This window comes from Bacillus sp. VA15, assembly GCF_055721145.1.
In genome coordinates, this window is record NZ_JBVQPQ010000005.1 from 245,704 (window position 1) to 262,725 (window position 17,022).

The window sequence follows — 17,022 nt, forward strand, 5'->3', positions numbered from 1 at the left end:
TTACAATGAGCTGAGGCCATGAGCCTAAGGAAAATATTTCGACACGCTTTATGAGATTGAACAGTAGTAGTTTACCCTCTTTCTCACCTTTTCAAAATCAAAATAAAAAAGCCCGCTTTTCAGCAGACTCACCTCTTCTCATATATTGTCAGATCTCTTTTTTCATTTTCAGAAGGGACTTGTATTCTTTCTCAAGCTCACTCAGCGTATAATGAGCCAGCTGTTCCCCTCTTCCTTGATAAAATTCCGAGAGCAGTAATTTGGTTTTTAAAAATTGTTTCTTTTGATTAATCGCTCGGCGAAGTAAATCAGCCATGTCCATCATCCTCCTTAAACATAAAGGTTTGTGCGCTGGACGTTTACAGCATTTTCCCTATCATACATGGATTAATCCTACAAACCAACTATGTTTTTTAGATATATTTGTAAAAAGTGTGACATAAAAAAACCGGCTTGGATTAGCCGGTTTTTTCATTAAAGCGGAATCAGCGACGCCGTAAAATATTCAGAAATCAACGGCCAAGTCACTGCCGCAAACAGCAGCGCTATCGCAACCACAGCAAATACACAATAGATATAGTCAATCGGTGCATCCTGTGCCGCCTGATACAGACGCTGCACATACAGCGCCATCATAAAAAAGATCGAAAACAAGATCAGCACTGTAAACAGAACTGTCAGCATTGGGATATTCACGATCGCAAAGATCAGCCAAAGGATTGAAACAGCAATCACTGGTACAAGCAATGAACCCAAACCGGCAGCCGCTTCCCTGAACGTCACCTTCTGCTTCATCATATAGCGGGAGACGGCCCATACGGCTAAGACCATTACCGCGAAAAAGAGAAGCAAATACACAAGAACGACTAAAAATCCGTCATAAAAAGCGTGATGGCGTTCTCCGAAACCGAGCGGCCGATTCCAGCTCGCCTTTAACTGAAACCAGTTCCCGATTGAAAAGATCATACTGAATATAAGCATTGAAATCAGACCATACTTATAATGAGAAAAACCATCCGCTACGACGGTTTTCGCCGGTGATTTCAAAATCGAGAACGCAAAACCGCAATATCTGTTGATGGCTGCCCATACAGACGCAAGCTTGTCTTTAGCAGTTGATACACCGCGTTCCTGATGCGGTTTCTGCTTTTGTTTTTGCTTCTGCTTGCTTTGCCTGCTGGCATTTCTGGACATTCTCGATAGCGGTTCTTCATCTGCATCTATTCTTTCACTCTGGTTAACTTCTTCTTCAAACGTTTCTTTTCTTTCTTCCGTCATGTCAGCAACTCCTATCAAAAAAATACGGCGGAATACCATTCAGCAAGAAAATAAAACACTTATATAAGGTACCGAAGCCTTCCTGAACAGTCAAGTCATTTCCATTTAAGTAAAGCATGGCGGCACATCTACATGACGGTATATCGTATGAAATGGTTTTACCTTTTGCAACAAAAAAACCAGCCGCCTCGGCAGCTGGTCTTCATTCCTTATTTTAAGAAGATAAAGTACAGGATAAATACGGCAAACAGCCCGTACATGATCGGATGAACCTCTTTGGCTTTTCCTTTGCACACCATTGTAATCGGATAGAAAATAAATCCGATGGCAATCCCGGTCGCAATGCTGTACGTTAACGGCATCATGATCATGGTAAGGAAAGCGGGAACGGCCACCTCGAACTTATCCCAAGCGATTTTGCCAAGCGGCGCCACCATCAATGCACCAACAATAATAAGCGCCGGCGCTGTTACATTTGATGTAACGACTGATAAAAGCGGCGAGAAAAACGTAGCCAGTAAAAAGAGAATACCTGTTACAATTGCCGCAAATCCTGAACGGGCGCCCGCAGCGACACCTGAGCTTGATTCAACGTAAGAAGTTGTGGTAGACGTACCAAGCACGGCACCGATTACAATGGAAGATGAATCAGCTAAAAGCGCACGGCCCGCACGCGGCAATTTGTTTTCCTTCATTAAACCAGCTTGAGTTGCCACAGCAACAAGTGTACCCGCTGTATCAAAAAATCCGACAAACAAGAAAGTTAAAATGACGATCAGCATTTGTACGGAGAAAATATCCGGCAGATGAATCCACGCTTGTCCGAAAGTCGGCGCAAGGCTCGGCACACTTCCGACGATTTGAGACGGTACTGGAACCAAACCAAAAATCATGCCGGCAACTGCTGTTAACAGCATCCCGATAAACACGCCCGCGTTAACGCGAAGCACCATTAAAATAACCGTTACAATCACACCGAAAATCGTTAACAGCACAGGACCGCTGTGAATGTTTCCGATGGTGACGAGTGTAGAAGGGTTTGCAGTAATGATTCCTGAACCTTGTAATCCAACAAATGTAATAAACAGGCCGATACCCGCGCCGACTGCCAATTTCAGCTCAGGCGGAATGGCGTTGATGATTTTCTCACGAAAACCTGTTAATGAAAGAGCAACAAAAATAAGACCTGAAATAAAAACACCAGATAAAGCTGCCTGCCAGGAAATGCCCATGCCAAGGACGACAGAAAACGCAAAAAACGCGTTGAGCCCCATACCGGGCGCAATGGCGATCGGATATCTCGCTATCAATCCCATTAAAATACAGCCTGCTGCAGACGCCAGCGCTGTTGCTGTAAAGACCGCACCTTGGTCAATTCTCAGCGCCTCCGGAAAATCTTTCACGCTCTCCAAAGCAAGTGTAATCGGATTGACGAACAGAATATATGCCATAGATAAAAAAGTCGTTAATCCGCCAATGATTTCATTGCGATAGCTGGTGCCCAGCTCATCAAACTGAAAAAACGTTTTCAAGCTATTTGACTCCCTTCACTCTTTGCTATTTATTCTGTCCTGAAAACGCCAAATAAAAAACGCCCCAATACATTTTGGGACGCTTGACTACAGACGGATTTCAGTTTGAATAAATAAACGTGTTTTATTTATATCAAACGAAAGAAATGTTTACGTAGTCAAGCCATTTACGGTAGCTTGGTAGAGACTTGCGAGCCATATCCCCGCGATTATACGAATTCATCTTATTTGATTTCTGTGTCTATTGTACCAACTTCAATTTGAAATGACAATATAAATAACGAACATTACTTATTAAAAAAATTGGTTTATTCGTCTATTGACTAAATTGGCAACAATGATAAAAACCGTATGCATGGCTTCATACGGCTTTTCGACTTATGATTATTTTTTTTCGGTAGGCTGACTCACCTGATGCACTGGTACAGTAAACGAGATTGGCTTTAGTTGAATCAGGTGATTTAAAACGCCGTTATCAATATACAGACCATACTCATTAAACTCAAAATGCTTTAAAGATAACTTATTATTATAATCATCATCCAGTTCAAAAGTAGATACCATTTCGGCTGTTTTCATATTTTTTACTTTAGCTATATTTCCTTTCAAATAATAACCTTCTTCATAATCACCTACTGGATCAGGCCAAGATTGCATTTTTTTTATATCACCAAGGCCAATTGTTTCACCGATATTCACTAATTTATTTTCGTCCACGCTTGAGGTATCAATTCCAGTGAAATGGTAATGAACCAATACTTTATTTCCTTTTTGGTTAATGTTATTGATTTCAATCCCTATGTTTTGATGGTTTGTCCTTGAAACATGAAATGGCATCTCTGCATTTAGCGGGACAAGTTCACTGCCCTCTGCCTCAGATTTAATATCAGCTATTAATGTTAGCTTTTTCGCTTTTGGATTAATTGGTGATTCTAACTGTGTTTGTCCTTTTGCTCTTACCGTTCTCTCGTTCATTTTTTTGCGGTCTCCAAGTTCGATGTTTGACGCTGTCATCTCATATGTGTTTCCTAAATCATCTTTGACTTCGTTAATTTTAACTACATCATGCTTTGCTATACCTTGATAATCGATTGTAAATTGAAGTACAGATCCGAGTTTCCCGTTCTCCACTTGAATATTGGAAAATTGATAACGATTATGATGAACAGATACAACTTTTGAGCTTTCTAAATAACTCGCATTCTTTTTGGTAATAGGCAGTTTGAATCTCCAATTCCCCTGTATTTCATTAATATGAGTAATCACAAAAGGCACGGTATCCCCATTTTTTATTTCGGTCCCTTTTGTATATAGCCTTAATTGCCCAGCGTATTGTTTGTTATTTAATTTTTTGAGCATTAAGGAATCGTAGTTGATTGAAAAATTATCGTTAAAACTCGCTTTGTCCACATTATAACTGAGCTCTTTTTCATCAGACTGGAAGTTATCAACCGTGAAGTTATAGACAAGCTGTCCGGCATCGTAATAGGAGCTGTTTACAGAAACGATGATTCCCCTTGACTCAGCTTTTTCATTCAAAGCTGTGACCAAATTGCTTTTAAACAATGATAGGCCAACTTTATCTTGAAACTCCTTATAAATTTGGCCCACAATGGGTATGCTTCCCATCGCTTTGTTTACAGATGGCAGAAAAAGACCGGACGTTAAATACAGTATACATACCACAGCAGCAACAGCGATTCCATTTGTAATTGTTCGTCCCCATTTAAAACGGCGCTTGCTGTTACTTTCATTTTCAGCACGAACGACAGCTTGATGTATGGCCTTTTTTAGCGCTTTCTTAGGCACTTCTATGTCATCAAATATCTGCTTTACTTGGTGTTTGTCCATTTGTTTTGATCCTCCTTTTCCAGCTCCTGTTTCAATGCTTTTCTCGCTCTATGTAAATGCGTTTTAATTGTGCCTTCTGCCATTCCCGTTTGTTCAGCTATCATTGATATTGAATAATCTTGAAAATAATAGAGCTGTATCGTGAGCTGAACATGTTCATCAAGTGTATCAAGTGCATTTCGCAAGTCTATATATTCCTCGATATTACCTTGATGGGTTCCAGTATCGTGGTGTTTCTCGAACGGAACCAATTCCCCTTTCTTTTTATTCATGGCAAAAATGGAATTGATCAATATTCGAGTAAGCCACGTTAAAAAATACTTTGGCTCTTTTAGTTTTTCTATACTGATAAAAGCTTTATAAGCTGTTTCCTGTACAGCATCAAGTGCATCTTCTTTATTTCTTAAATAGAGATAAGCTGTTTTATATAAAGTCTCCTGATGTGCCAGCATAAGCTTTTCAAAGGCCCGAGCATTTCCTTTTCTCGCCTTTGTAATCAATCTTTCTTCCTTCACCTTATCCACCTCCTATGTTGTTAGATACGAAAACTGTCGAAACGGTTTCAAAAAGTTAACAAAAAAACGCCCCTCTTGTAAAAGGGACGTTTTTTGCAAATAACAATGCAGCACATAAAACTTTTCACTGAGTTATAATAAAGATAAGTTACCGCTATTTCGATTATACATAACTGTTCTTATATCGCCTTTTTCTCCAACCCCTTGTGTAAAGACTGTTGAATAATTAAAATTAATTGGGAGCGTATTATCTAACGATACACCATTGTCGTTAAAAGGATCGGTAATATCTATTTTAATTAAATGGCTATGCCATCCTCTTGAATTTAATTTATAAAGATCAAAATGATACTTTCTAGCATAATATAATATCTTATCAAAATGTTCAAAATCATTACCTAGTATTACAGCCTTAACAGATTCTTCTAAAGGGACAAACATTTCTTTCTCTTGGTTTTTAGTGTGAATAACAAATCTATATTCTCTTTCACCGCTCCAAGAATCTTTTTTTGTAAAAAATAATTCATTATAGAAGTATTTGATATGCGCACTCATATATTTTTCAAACCCCATACTTCTTATTTTTTCGAGACAAAGCATATAAGGATCAGTACAAGTGGGATTCAAAAAAGGATGACTAAACATAGTAACAGTAGGATATATAAATCCTTTAAAGTTACTTTTCGTTAAATCGTTTTTTTGATTAATATAGGGATAAGATAGATAATCTATTTTCCCATGATATATATCTCCATCCGTTTTATTGATTGGTAAATCTTCCTTTGATCAAAAATTATAGAAAGTCCTTTATGATTATCTGCATACTGTGCCCACATTCTCATGTCTAAGTCATGCTCTTGATAATTAGGAAAAGCATAATCATAACTAAAACAACAAACTAAATATAGTTATGAGCTCTTTCAAATAAACCTTCTTCGAAAAGAACCTTATTTTTATCCTGATAACAAAAAAACTTAAAAGGCCATATTTTAGATTCTCTAGGATCATTTACACCTTTTAAACTATTGAATTTTATTGAATTATTTTTAAATATATATTCTAGAGCAGTACCCGCTTTTGTAAAATGAACTAAATGCATATCTCACCAAATTCCTCTTTATATTCAACTTTATATTAACAAAAAAAACCATCTTATAAAAGATGGTTTTAATCTTAATCTTATTCCCACTCAATCGTCGCAGGCGGCTTACTTGTAATATCGTACACCACGCGGTTAATGTGCTTCACTTCGTTTACGATACGTGTAGAAATGACTTCTAGCACATCCCACGGGATACGCGCCCAGTCAGATGTCATGCCGTCGATTGATGTAACGGCGCGAATTCCGATTGTGTAATCATATGTTCTTGCGTCACCCATAACACCAACGCTGCGGATGTCAGGAAGAACAGTGAAGTATTGCCAGATATCACGCTCTAACCCGTGATTTGCTACTTCTTCACGCAAAATCGCATCTGATTCGCGAACGATTTCCAGTTTTTCTTCTGTTACTTCACCAAGAACGCGGATTCCGAGGCCCGGTCCTGGGAAAGGCTGGCGCCATACGATTTCATCCGGAATGCCGAGCTCTGTGCCAAGCGCGCGCACTTCGTCTTTGAAGAGCGTGTTTAACGGCTCGATCAGTTCAAACTGCATGTCTTCAGGAAGCCCGCCGACATTGTGGTGAGATTTGATCGTTTGCGCCGTTGCAGTACCGCTCTCGATGATATCAGTGTAAAGCGTTCCTTGTGCAAGGTAGTCGATGCCTTTGAGCTTGTCCGCTTCATCATCGAACACGTAAATGAATTCATTACCGATGATTTTGCGTTTTTGCTCAGGGTCAGAAACGCCTTTTAGTTTATTTAAGAATCTGTCTTTCGCGTCTACTTTAATCACGTTCATGTTAAAGCCTTCGCTGAATGTTTTCATAACACCTTCAGCCTCGCCTTTACGAAGAAGACCATGGTCTACAAAGATACAAGTCAGCTGGTCGCCGATCGCTTTATGAATCAAAACAGCAACAACAGAGGAATCAACGCCGCCGCTTAGCGCGCAAAGAACCTGTTTGTCCCCGACCGTTTCACGGATTTTTTGCATTTCGATTTCGATAAAGTTCTCCATTGACCATTTGCCTTCACAATCGCAAACGCCGAATACAAAGTTTTTCAGAAGGTCATTGCCGTATTCAGAGTGGCGCACTTCCGGGTGGAACTGAACGCCGTACCATTTTTTGTCAGCTTTGCTCATCGCTGAATTCGGGCAGTGATGGCTTGTCGCGTCAACAGTGAAGCCTTCAGGAACTTCTACAACCAAATCGCCATGGCTCATCCAAACCACTTGTTCGTTCGGAAGATCTTTGAACAAATCAGGTGTGCCTTCGATGTGGATGTTTGCTTTACCGTATTCACGCTGGCTTGCCGCTTCAACTTTACCGCCAAGGTAATGAGTCATCAGCTGCATGCCGTAGCAAATTCCCAAAACAGGAATATCAAGCTCGAAGATTTTCTCGTCACAGCGGAAAGAGTTTTCATCATACACACTGTTTGGACCGCCGGATAAAATAATTCCTTTTGGATTCATTTCTTTAATTTCTTCAGCCGTCAATGTATGGGGATGCAGCTCGCTGTATACACCGAATTCACGGATACGGCGTGTAATCAGCTGGTTATACTGACTGCCGAAATCAAGGACAAGAATCATTTCATTCACTAACTTTGTCATGGTTGTCACCTAATCTCCTCTAAGTTTTTTGACACAGAAAAAAACGAGGACAGATATGAAGCTCGCTCCGCCCTCTTTGGCAAGGCCGTTTTGTCGGAGTCAGGCAACTCGCTTCCAGACTCCGATAATATTCACTAATTCTAACAACACGTTGATAAGCGGTCAAGACCATCTTCTTTTAATTAAATTTTCCCATAACTCTCTGGATTCATTCCAAAGCGCAGCCGAATCTTCATTTCTGTAAAGCGCCCGTTCATAGCGTAATGTCAGCTTTGACATGTCTTCCGAGTCATATTTTCCATCGATTCGTTTTGCATAATCACGCAGCGTTTCACTGTCTCGTTTCGGCAGTCCTCTTCTCTTTAGCTGTTTCAGCAGCGCGCCATACGCCTCAAAAAACACGTACTGATCGCTGCGCCGCTTCAATTTTCTCACAATGAAAACAGGAATCCATAACGAACGGAAAACATACAGCAATACCGCTGTCACCAGGAGAACTGCGAGAACTGCAAGTCCTAAATACCAGCCCACACCGGCATTTGTATGTGAAGCGGACGGCTTTTTAGAACCAGCTGGCTCCCGTTTTTCCTTTTGTTTTTCCTCTTTTTCCGGCTGTTTTTTCTCTTCTTTCTGCTCCTCTTTTGTTTTCTCCTGCGAGCTGCTGCTTTCGCTGCCAGAATCCTTTGTGTCAGAGGAAGTAAACTCAGCCGGATTTGTAAATCCTTTAGTCGGCTCAAATGTGACCCAGCCCTGTTCCGGGAAATACACCTCTACCCAGGAATGGGCATTGTTATTGGTCACTTCGTAAATGCTGCCGTTTTTGTTTCCTGCTTCTTTATATTCACCGGACGTATAACCCTTTATCCAGCGGGCCGGAATGCCGGCCGAACGCAGTAGCACTACCATAGCGGAAGAAAAGTTATCACAGTAGCCCATCTTTGATTCAAACAGAAATTGATCGACATAATCCTCATCATTCTTAGGGATGGACACGTTTTCGGTTTCATATGTGAACTCATTTGATCCTAAGTAGTCCTCGACCGCTTTCACCTTATCAAACATATTATCTTGATCCTGAGTCAGCTTGATCGCAAGGGTTCTTACCCGCTCAGGCAGTGAATCCGGCAGCTGCATATAGCGGTCGCTGAATCTGTATTCTTCACTGTTGTTTCTCACTTTTACCTTTCTCAGCTCATCCAGCTTGTAGACCGGGGAATTGTACGTTACTTTATAGCTCCCCATATTTCTGATCTCGCCGGCTTGTTCACTAATCGGAGAAATTTGTTCCGTGTTCCCGTTCATTTCAAGTGAGACAGCCCGCTTTGGCTGAATGGTTTTTGCACCGATCGGGTACATCACATGGTTATACCCGTAGTGCTCATCGACTTTTACACGGACGGTGTTGCGCTCTGTCGCAACCTTATGGTCAAACCATAGATTTTCTACTTTTCCTCCGCTAAGCTGATAGGACATGCCTGTGTCTGTTTCAATCCAGCCTTTTCCTGTATACGTATCCTTCGTTTCCACACGGAAATACGTACGCTCTTTTCCCTGCCATGTAAAAACAGGTGTATCATCCTGCTGAAACGGGCCGCCGAGTGATTCATCATGGTTCCCGTAGCCGATTTTGCTTTCTCCAGCCGGCACATGATCTTGATTCGTGATTTTTTTGAGAAAAGGTACCGGATCGGGCCAAGCCGGTTCTGATTTCGGAGCGGCAAGTCCGAATCCCACCGCAGCAAAAACCAATACAGATAAAGGAAGAAACCATTTCAGGACAGATGTTTTTGGCAGTGTAATTCTTTCCATCAGCTTGATGCGGTCTAAGTATAAAAGGCCCAGCATAAAGAAGCCGATCAGCACGATACGGATGACGGCAAAAGTGGCATCATATGGCGTAAAGGTATCAAGAATCGTAATATACGCTACTGTCATGATAAAGAAAAACAAAATTCTTCTCTGGTAAATCACCCAATAATGAAGGAGATAGACCAACAGCCACAGCAGCACAAAAAACAGCAGGGTCCGAAACGAAGGAATCATGTCATTCCATTGCCCTGATTGAATCAACGTAATATTCAAATAGATATCCTGTAAAAAAGAGCTGACCCAGCTCAAGTCAAATATAGAACCTTGATAAAACAGGATGTGTATCGAGATCAGCGTAAATATGACACAAAAAGGAACGGTGACAAACCACCTCATCCTGAAAAAAGTCAGCAGAAACGTCAAACCGATAAAGACACTAAAAAAGCCCGTATGTTTCGTATCTGTAAAACTGTCAAGCGGCCTGAGCCACTCCCACAGCAATAAAAACGCCAGAAAATAAAATAACAGCAAGCTCAAACGGCTTCCCTTCTGATCATCGTGCGGCATGTGCACCCGTCACCTCTCTTTCTAAACAACACGCGAAACTCGTCCGCCTCTCATGACCTGAACTCTGATTTGACGTTTCATCATCCGTTCGATCATGACATTTTCAGCTTGGGAAAGTTCAGCATCTTTCTCTTTTGCCAGTATCACTGTAACCCGGCCTCCCCTGGTTTCTGCGATGTTCAGCAAATCTTCCGTGAACTGCCCCGTGACGACCACTTTGTCAGCCTGGCGAACAGATGGCTTCCCCAGCTCCTCCCGTACATATCGACTTACCGGGTCAGCCGCATCACAATGAGCGACGGCTAAATGCCGAAGCATGTGGTTAAAATGATGCTCCCCCTCCTGAATTGGAAAAATCGTTTTTTCCTTTCCGACCGAGGCCAAGCCTGCCCCCACGCCGTTTTTTAAGACAGAATGAAGAATTGAAGCTGTCACAGAAACGACCTCTTCGAATGCTTCAGAGGAAGAACGGTCCATCAGAAGAAATAGGTTTTTGCTTCGAGACGGTTCAAATTCCTTCGTCATCAGCTGGCTCCGCCGTGCAGAAGTTTTCCAGTCTAATGCAGCAAACCGGTCTCCCGGCTGATAATTCCGTACACTTGCTGCGACTGCGGAATGGTGCTGATGAACAGGGGAAGAACCGCTTACACCGTCTTCCTGATGCTTCTCATTCACCTGATAAGAAAGACGCTGAAAGGATGGGTAAACAAACAGGGTGTCTTCCAGCTCATAAAAAGCTGTTTTTTCAATCAAGCCGAGGACATCCCCAGTTCGCACTCTGACAGCATGAAAATGATGCTCTCCGCGCGGTACCTGAGCTAATTCATACGACATCGTCATACTCCGTTTAAACCAAGGAAAAACGAGCCGTTTGGCCACGGCTTCGTCTCGGTTCAATGACTCGATTCCTTCTGGCAGGCAATCTTCAATCACCATATACATCATGGGAAACGGCAGCTTCCTACTCAGCGTAACCGACACGCCCAGCCTGTCCCCCGCATGTAATTGTGTTTTGGCCATTTGCCGTGAAGCCTGAAAAGAGCGGAGCGGATACAACGCCAGCAGCCCGGCATACACGACAAAAGGGAGAAACGCGTAAAACAAAAACCAGCTGACAAAGCCGCCCTGAAACATCGCGTAAGAAAAAACAGCAGCCGTCAATAACGTTAATACAATCAGCTTCCACCCATATACGAACCATTGCAATTTCTTCTTCATCAGTGGATCGACGACCTTTGAACCGGTACCTTCACAGCTGACATGATCTCCCGTACAATCGTTTCTGCCTCAATCCCATCAAACTTCGCCTCAGGCTGCAGCAGCATCCGGTGTGGAAGCGTAAAAGGAGCCAAATATTGAATATCATCCGGAATGACATAGTCGCGATGATGCAGCAGCGCGTATGCTTGGGCCGCTTTCATGAGAGCAATTGATCCACGCGGACTGACGCCTAATTGAACAGAAGCATGCTGTCTCGTTTTCTGCACGATTTCAACAATATATTCTTTTATGCTGTCATCGGCGCGGACATTTTGCACTTCCCGCTGCAAACGGATGAAGTCTTCTTTTGTTATAACCGGCTCGAGCGTCTCAATCGGATGGCTGTTTTCCTGAAGAGATAACACGTCCAACTCTTCCTTAAAGGACGGATAACCCATGCGAAGTTTGAATAAAAAACGGTCAAGTTGGGCTTCCGGCAAAGGATAGGTCCCCTCATATTCGACCGGGTTTTGCGTTGCCATTACAAAAAACGGAGCGGCAAGCGGCATCGTATGGCCATCTACCGTTACGCTTCCCTCTTCCATCGCTTCAAGCAAAGCAGACTGTGTCTTCGGAGAGGTGCGGTTGATTTCATCGGCCAGCAAGATATTCCCCATAATCGGGCCGGGACGGTATTCAAATTCCATCGTTTTTGCATTATAGATGGATACGCCTGTTACATCAGATGGCAGCAAATCCGGAGTGAATTGGATTCTTTTGAAATCGGCGCCGATTGACTTTGCCAGCGCGCGGACCATCATCGTTTTTCCGACTCCGGGTACATCCTCAAGCAGCACATGCCCTTTGGCAAGAATGGCTGCTAAGCTGAGTATGGCGATGTCTCGTTTTCCAACCATTACTCTATTAATATGTTCAACTGCTTTCCCCAGCAAAGGATGCAGGTCTTCTTGGTATGCCATTCTTTTCCTCCTAGTCATCTACAAAATTCTTCATATTGTAACCTAACTTTACCACAAAAAGCGATCTGTATAAAAAAACGATTCTAGCAAATTGTTTCCAATAAAGCAGGACAAATCACACAAAAAAGCTTCCTGTGACAGGAAGCTCAATTACTTGTGTTCTAAAGGCTCCATATGAACATGCGAATAATCAATCGCATGCTCCTCCTTCATTCTCCGCTCAATTTCATTCGCAATATCGTGGCTTTCCGTAATATTTAAATCTGCTGATACCTCAACCACCACATCAACGTAGACCGTACTGCCCAAGTATCTCGCTTTAATGTCTTTTAAACGACTCACACCCGAGATCTTTTCGATCGTCTGTTTATAAGCTGAAATGTCCTTTACGTCGAAGCCATCTGTCAAAGAGTGAGATGATTCTTTAAAAATATCCCATGCCGTTTTGCAAATGAGAAGACCGATCACAAACGCCGTGACCGTATCGATCCAAGCAAGGTGAAATTGCGCAGCCACAATTCCGATAAACGTACCGATACTGACAAAAGCATCTGATTTATTATCAGCAGCCGCGGCAAGGAGCGCCTGGCTCTTCACCTTTTTGGCCAGCCTTCTATTGTACTGGTAGACTGCAAGCATCAGGGCTGCCCCGCCCGCTGCCGTCCAAGCCGCAATCATATCCGGCGTCTCTTGTTTAGCAGAAAAAATAGATTCCCCGGCGCTGAACAGCACCTGCAGTCCGACAACCATCATAATAAAAGATGCGATAAGTGATGCAATCGTTTCCGCCCGAAAGTGGCCGTATGGATGATCTTCGTCAGGAGGTTTTTGAGAGATGCGCAGGCCGATCAGCACAGCAACAGAAGCAATAATGTCAGTTGTGTTATTTAATCCGTCTGCCGTAAGTGCTTCCGAATGAAAGAGATAACCGATGATCAGCTTAATCGCGGACAGAACAAGGTACGCGGCAATACTGACCAGCGCCCCGGTTTCTCCTTTTTTCAGTTCATCATATCTCTCCATATAAAACCTCCTCTCCGCTCGCGTTTTCCTATTATTATGATACAAAGCTGAACCGCAGTGGGTCTACAGAAACATGATTCACCCGCCACAGGAAAATAGTGACGATAGAACATTTTTTCCCTAAACCAATTTATTTTCTCCTCTAAAAAGACCTTCAAATTCAATGACACCAACACATCTCGTGATCTGCTGTATATTAGGAATTATAACAACCTACAAAATGAATCATGACAGAAACATTTTTTCTTTTATTCCAAGCATATCTGCTGAAAACACAGTAAATAAAACCCTACAAATTTGAAATAAACTGTTATATTTTCTTACACGAATTTTCGACAAACTGTATATTTATGATAGAGTTTCAATTATCATAATATTCAGTAATGACTTCATTCTTAAAGGAGGCAACTTATGAACCAGTCTCAATCAGGATTAAAAAAAGAATTAAAGACCCGCCATATGACAATGATTTCGATCGCCGGCGTGATTGGAGCCGGCCTATTTGTAGGCAGCGGTTCAGTGATTCACTCGACCGGACCCGGTGCCATTATTTCTTACGCGTTAGCCGGTTTATTGGTCATTTTTATCATGAGAATGCTCGGTGAGATGTCTGCCGTAAACCCGACGAGCGGATCGTTTTCTCAATACGCTCATGATGCCATCGGGCCGTGGGCAGGATTTACAATCGGCTGGCTGTATTGGTTTTTCTGGGTGATTGTTATCGCAATCGAAGCCATTGCCGGTGCTGGCATTATTCAATACTGGTTCCATGATATTCCGCTATGGCTGACAAGTTTGATCTTGACGATCGTGCTCACCCTGACAAACGTCTACTCCGTTAAGTCTTTCGGTGAGTTCGAATATTGGTTCTCCCTCATTAAAGTTGTTACCATCATCGCGTTTCTAATCGTTGGTTTTGCCTTTATTTTTGGCTTTGCGCCTGGCAGTGAACCAGTGGGTTTATCCAATATTACAGGTAAAGGCGGATTTTTCCCGGAAGGCATCAGCTCCGTATTGCTCGGCATTGTCGTGGTCATCTTCTCTTTTATGGGAACAGAAATTGTTGCCATTGCAGCGGGAGAAACATCCAACCCGATCGAATCCGTGACAAAAGCGACCCGATCCGTTGTATGGCGCATCATCGTCTTTTACGTTGGCTCTATCGCCGTTGTTGTGGCGCTTTTGCCTTGGAATTCAGCAAATATTTTAGAAAGCCCTTTCGTCGCTGTACTTGAGCATATTGGAGTGCCGGCAGCCGCACAGATTATGAACTTTATCGTCCTCACAGCCGTACTCTCTTGCCTGAATTCGGGTTTGTACACCACATCCAGAATGCTGTATTCGCTTGCAGAAAGAAACGAAGCGCCGCGCCGTTTTATGAAATTGAGCAAAAAAGGCGTTCCTGTACAAGCCATTGTCGCCGGAACATTTTTCTCATATATCGCGGTTGTAATGAACTACTTTTCACCGGACACCGTCTTTTTATTCTTAGTCAACTCATCAGGCGCAATTGCTTTACTCGTCTATCTTGTCATCGCTGTTTCCCAGCTAAGAATGCGAAAAAAACTCGAAAAAACAAATCCTGAAGCATTGAAAATCAAAATGTGGCTCTTCCCTTTCCTAACCTACTTAACCATCATAGCCATCTGCGGAATTTTAGTATCTATGGCGTTTATTCATTCCATGAGAGACGAGCTGCTGCTGACAGGTGTTATCACGGGAATCGTTCTGATTTCTTATCTTGTGCTCAGAAAACGGAAGGTGAGCGAGAAAGCGGCAGCCAAGCCAGTCACACAGCAGCCCGACATCCTGCCTTAAATGCTGATCAAATCCTAAACGACCTGCCGTTTAGGATTTTGTTATTTCTTCTTAGGGAAGGCAGCGGCACGCAGATTTTTTTGTAACCATCACGTCCTTATGATCATTAACTATAATACCAATTTGGAAAATTTAAATAAGGACAGATGAAAATGACACTTGAAAAATTTGTGGATGCTCTCCCAATCCCAGATACACTAAAGCCAGTGCAGCAATCAAAAGAAAAAACATACTATGAAGTCACCATGGAGGAATGCGCCCATCAGCTTCACCGCGATCTCCCCCCGACCCACCTGTGGGGCTACAACGGCCTATTTCCCGGGCCTACCATTGAGGCCAAAAGAAACGAAAACGTGTATGTGAAATGGATGAACAACCTTCCGTCAGAGCATTTCCTTCCGATCGATCACACGATTCATCACAGTGACAGCCAGCATGAAGAGCCAGAAGTAAAGACTGTTGTTCATTTACACGGAGGCGTCACGCCAGATGATAGTGACGGGTATCCAGAGGCCTGGTTTTCCAAAGACTTTGAACAAACAGGCCCTTACTTTAAACGAGAGGTTTATCATTATCCGAATCAGCAGCGCGGTGCTATTTTGTGGTATCACGATCACGCCATGGCGCTCACCAGGCTGAATGTCTATGCCGGACTTGTTGGCGCTTATATTATTCACGATCCAAAGGAAAAACGCTTAAAGCTGCCTTCCGGTGAATACGACGTGCCGCTTCTGATCACAGACCGCACGATCAACGAGGACGGTTCTTTGTTTTATCCAAGCGGGCCGGAAAACCCTTCCCCGTCACTGCCTAACCCTTCAATCGTTCCGGCTTTTTGCGGAGAAACCATACTCGTCAACGGGAAGGTATGGCCATACTTGGAGGTCGAACCTAGGAAATACCGCTTTCGCGTCATCAACGCCTCCAATACGAGAACCTATAACCTGTCACTCGATAATGGCGGGGAGTTTATTCAGATTGGTTCAGACGGAGGGCTCCTGCCGCGCTCTGTAAAACTGAACTCTTTCAGTCTTGCGCCCGCTGAACGTTACGATATCATCATTGATTTCACAGCCTATGAAGGACAATCAATCATTTTGGCAAACAGCGAGGGCTGCGGAGGTGACGTTAATCCAGAAACAGATGCGAATATCATGCAATTCAGAGTCACAAAACCGTTGGCACAAAAAGACGAAAGCAGAAAGCCAAAGTACCTCGCCTCATACCCTTCCGTGCAGAATGAAAGAATACACAACATCAGAACACTGAAACTGGCAGGCACCCAAGACGAATACGGCAGACCCGTCCTTCTTCTCAATAACAAACGCTGGCACGATCCTGTCACAGAAGCACCAAAAGCTGGCACAACTGAAATATGGTCCATCGTCAATCCGACACGCGGAACACATCCGATCCACCTGCATTTGGTCTCCTTCCGTGTGTTAGACCGGCGTCCGTTTGATATCGCGCGTTATCAAGAAAGAGGGGAATTGTCCTACACCGGCCCGGCTGTCCCGCCGCCGCCAAGTGAAAAGGGCTGGAAAGACACCATTCAAGCACATGCAGGTGAAGTCCTGAGAATCGCGGCGACATTCGGGCCATACAGCGGACGATACGTATGGCACTGCCATATTCTTGAGCATGAAGACTATGACATGATGAGACCGATGGATATAACAGATCCCCGTAAATAACCCGACAAACTTGCCTCTCGCAGGCAAGTTTTTT

General features: G+C 43.1%; 14 protein-coding genes and 1 riboswitch. Of the genes, 2 read left to right on the plus strand and 12 right to left on the minus strand.

Features of this window, described 5'->3' with window-relative positions; translation table 11 throughout:
- Window positions 1–148: 148 nt before the first annotated feature.
- The 12 genes from AC0DBE_RS14935 to mneS form a co-directional block, all read right to left on the minus strand.
- Window positions 149–316: a Fur-regulated basic protein FbpA gene (locus AC0DBE_RS14935; protein ID WP_014112910.1), complete on the minus strand. Its 168-nt coding sequence runs from the start codon at window positions 314–316 to the stop codon at window positions 149–151.
- A 158-nt stretch (window positions 317–474) separates the two neighbouring features.
- Window positions 475–1,278, minus strand: a complete 804-nt coding sequence (locus tag AC0DBE_RS14940; RefSeq protein WP_014112909.1) for a hypothetical protein — start codon at window positions 1,276–1,278, stop codon at window positions 475–477.
- 209 nt (window positions 1,279–1,487) lie between these two features.
- Window positions 1,488–2,810: a hypoxanthine/guanine permease PbuG gene (pbuG, locus tag AC0DBE_RS14945; RefSeq protein ID WP_014112908.1), complete on the minus strand. Its 1,323-nt coding sequence runs from the start codon at window positions 2,808–2,810 to the stop codon at window positions 1,488–1,490.
- Window positions 2,811–2,945: 135 nt separating this feature from the next.
- A riboswitch (purine riboswitch) is annotated at window positions 2,946–3,047 on the minus strand.
- 147 nt (window positions 3,048–3,194) lie between these two features.
- On the minus strand, window positions 3,195–4,661 hold the full coding sequence (locus tag AC0DBE_RS14950) for a DUF4179 domain-containing protein (RefSeq protein ID WP_472962706.1): 1,467 nt from the start codon (window positions 4,659–4,661) through the stop codon (window positions 3,195–3,197).
- On the minus strand, window positions 4,643–5,176 hold the full coding sequence (locus AC0DBE_RS14955; protein ID WP_472962707.1) for a sigma-70 family RNA polymerase sigma factor: 534 nt from the start codon (window positions 5,174–5,176) through the stop codon (window positions 4,643–4,645). The genes AC0DBE_RS14950 and AC0DBE_RS14955 overlap by 19 nt, the downstream gene beginning before the upstream one ends.
- A gap of 132 nt (window positions 5,177–5,308) precedes the next feature.
- The gene (locus AC0DBE_RS14960; protein ID WP_242734588.1) at window positions 5,309–5,731 is read right to left on the minus strand and encodes a hypothetical protein; all 423 of its coding nucleotides are present in this window, start codon (window positions 5,729–5,731) and stop codon (window positions 5,309–5,311) included.
- Between the two features lie 173 nt (window positions 5,732–5,904).
- The gene (locus AC0DBE_RS14965) at window positions 5,905–6,018 is read right to left on the minus strand and encodes a DUF2971 domain-containing protein (RefSeq protein WP_472962709.1); all 114 of its coding nucleotides are present in this window, start codon (window positions 6,016–6,018) and stop codon (window positions 5,905–5,907) included.
- A gap of 337 nt (window positions 6,019–6,355) precedes the next feature.
- Window positions 6,356–7,897, minus strand: a complete 1,542-nt coding sequence (gene guaA, locus AC0DBE_RS14970; RefSeq protein WP_003219388.1) for a glutamine-hydrolyzing GMP synthase — start codon at window positions 7,895–7,897, stop codon at window positions 6,356–6,358.
- Window positions 7,898–8,059: 162 nt separating this feature from the next.
- Window positions 8,060–10,273, minus strand: a complete 2,214-nt coding sequence (locus AC0DBE_RS14975) for a DUF4129 domain-containing transglutaminase family protein (protein WP_472962711.1) — start codon at window positions 10,271–10,273, stop codon at window positions 8,060–8,062.
- A gap of 21 nt (window positions 10,274–10,294) precedes the next feature.
- Entirely contained in the window at window positions 10,295–11,491 is a 1,197-nt protein-coding gene (locus AC0DBE_RS14980; protein WP_326200720.1) for a DUF58 domain-containing protein, read from the minus strand.
- Window positions 11,491–12,453 (minus strand): AAA family ATPase, encoded by a 963-nt coding sequence (locus tag AC0DBE_RS14985; protein ID WP_326198628.1) that lies wholly within the window; start codon window positions 12,451–12,453, stop codon window positions 11,491–11,493. The genes AC0DBE_RS14980 and AC0DBE_RS14985 overlap by 1 nt, the downstream gene beginning before the upstream one ends.
- Before the next feature lie 150 nt (window positions 12,454–12,603).
- Window positions 12,604–13,476: a manganese transporter MneS gene (gene mneS, locus AC0DBE_RS14990; protein WP_072565864.1), complete on the minus strand. Its 873-nt coding sequence runs from the start codon at window positions 13,474–13,476 to the stop codon at window positions 12,604–12,606.
- 411 nt (window positions 13,477–13,887) lie between these two features.
- Between mneS and gabP the strand changes: the two genes are divergently transcribed.
- Both gabP and cotA read left to right on the plus strand, forming a co-directional pair.
- Entirely contained in the window at window positions 13,888–15,294 is a 1,407-nt protein-coding gene (gene gabP, locus AC0DBE_RS14995; RefSeq protein ID WP_014112901.1) for a GABA permease, read from the plus strand.
- Between the two features lie 152 nt (window positions 15,295–15,446).
- On the plus strand, window positions 15,447–16,988 hold the full coding sequence (cotA, locus tag AC0DBE_RS15000; protein WP_041521139.1) for an outer spore coat copper-dependent laccase CotA: 1,542 nt from the start codon (window positions 15,447–15,449) through the stop codon (window positions 16,986–16,988).
- The last annotated feature ends 34 nt before the right edge of the window (window positions 16,989–17,022 follow it).